The sequence below is a fragment of the Burkholderia sp. Se-20378 genome (genome assembly GCF_017104665.1).
Classification (GTDB): Bacteria; Pseudomonadota; Gammaproteobacteria; order Burkholderiales; family Burkholderiaceae; genus Burkholderia; species Burkholderia lata.
The window spans coordinates 1-1295 of record NZ_JAAGPG010001039.1; the positions used below are offsets into that span (position 1 = coordinate 1).

Below are 1295 nucleotides of genomic sequence, written 5' to 3' on the forward strand. Positions count from 1 at the left end.
TGCCTGCCCGGCTGACTAGGCCAGCGCGGCTGGTTCGGCCACCTCGGCCGGCGCGGCTGGCTCGGCCGCCTCGGCTGGCAAACCACTCCGCTACACGCCGCCATCATCCCCGCCCCCTTCGCGGTGAAACAGCGCGAGAAACTGCTGCGCGGGGATGCTCAGCGGCCGGTCGCGCCGCACGAGGCTGCCGTACGACGGCAGCTTCTGTTCGAGCGTGTAGTCGACGATCGCGACGAGCCCGTGCTCCGCATTGCGCTGCGCCACCGTCAGCGGAATCACGCCGAGCATCGGCGAACGGTCGACGAGGTTCATCGTGGTCAGGATCGACCCCGTTTCGACCAACCCGCGCGGCATCGGCTGATGCCGCGCGTTGAACTCGCGCTCGACGACCTCGCGCGCCGGGCTGCCGGCCGGCTGCAGGATCCACGCGTAATCGAGCAGCGCGTCGAATTCCACGGGCCCCGCACCCGCGAGCGGATGGTCGCGGCCCGCGATGATCGCGAGCGCCTCGTCGTCCACCACGCGGAAGTCGCAATCGGTCCCAACGTGCCGCCCGATCACCACTTCGAGCACGCCTTCGAGAAGCTGCGGCATCAGCCGGTCGCTCGTATCCACCGCGATGTCGATCGCCAGCAGCGGATAACGCGCCTTCAACTGCACCAGCGCCTCGGTGAGCCGCCCCGGCGACGCCGCCATGATGCTGCCGATCGCCAGCCGCCCCGCGCTGCCGAGCTGCAGCTCGCCGAGCTCGCGGTTCAGCGCCTCGACACTGCCGCGAATGCCGCGGAAATAGCCGAGCACGCGCTCACCGGCCGGATTCAGCACGAGCCCGCGCCCGACGCGATCGAACAGCCGCTGGCCGAGCGCGCTCTCCAGCTCGGCCAGCATCTTCGTCGCGGCCGGCTGCGTGAGGCCCATCTGGTCGGCCGCCGCGCGCAGCGTCGAGCATTCGTCCACGGCCAGCAGCAGCGCGATCTGCCGCATGCGCAGCCGGTTCAGCAACTGCGGCGTCGAGTCTCGTCGGTCGATCGAGCCCATCTTTGATTACTCCAGGTTATCGATTCATCAAGAGTTTTCAATTTACCGACTCATTCCGTCTACCTAGCATCAACCCCATAGACAAACGGCCACGCGCCGCCACCGGAGACACCGCATGCACACCCCCTCGCCCGCCACGCCCCTGCCCGTCGTCGCGCTGACGCTCGGCGACCCCGCCGGCATCGGCGCCGAGCTGATCGCGAAACTGCTCGCCCGCCCCGACGCCACCGCCCACGCGAATCTCGTGCTGATCGGCG

1 protein-coding gene and 1 pseudogene are annotated in these 1295 nt (G+C 69.3%); one reads left to right on the forward strand and one right to left on the reverse strand.

All coding sequences use genetic code 11. From position 1 onward, the window contains the following. Positions 1 to 90: 90 nt before the first annotated feature. Positions 91 to 1038: a LysR family transcriptional regulator gene (locus G3N93_RS39960; protein WP_206124470.1), complete on the reverse strand. Its 948-nt coding sequence runs from the start codon at positions 1036 to 1038 to the stop codon at positions 91 to 93. A gap of 115 nt (positions 1039 to 1153) precedes the next feature. On the opposite strand from G3N93_RS39960, the pseudogene G3N93_RS41950 reads away from it, so the two are divergent. Then, a pseudogene (locus G3N93_RS41950) lies at positions 1154 to 1295 on the forward strand (4-hydroxythreonine-4-phosphate dehydrogenase PdxA); the annotation flags it as partial.

Excerpts from the sequence above, each read along its gene's own strand:
- G3N93_RS39960 (WP_206124470.1), bottom strand. The coding sequence starts at position 1,038 with ATGGGCTCGATCGACCGACGAGACTCGACGCCGCAGTTGCTGAACCGG.